This window comes from Pseudomonas sp. AIG (assembly GCF_977020205.1).
Map to the genome: position 1 here is coordinate 1 of NZ_CDROCK010000156.1, position 330 is coordinate 330.

General features: G+C 56.7%; 1 protein-coding gene. It reads left to right on the plus strand.

The genetic code is table 11. From position 1 onward, the window contains the following. A partial coding sequence (locus ACWR1S_RS30950) for a contractile injection system protein, VgrG/Pvc8 family (RefSeq protein ID WP_454566155.1) occupies positions 1-330 on the plus strand: 330 nt, incomplete at both ends.

Consider the following 330-nt stretch of genomic DNA (forward strand, 5'->3'; position numbering starts at 1 on the left):
AGCACGGCATCCAAAGCAACGCCTACGAATTCAAGACCGGTTCGATTTATCCCGAACGCATCTACTGCGTGCAATACGATGAATCGGACCTGCATTTCATCCAGCGCCTGTGCGAGGAAGAAGGTATTCACTACCACTTCGAACACACGGCGACGGCGCACAAACTGGTGTTCGGCGATGACCAGATGGTGTTCCCGAAACTCAAGCCTGTGGCCTATCAACAAGACTCCGGCATGGTCGCCAGCGACCCGGTGATCAAGCGCTTCGACCTTCGCCTGGAAACCCGCACCAGCCGCACCACCCGCCGCGATTACGACTTCGAAAAACCGC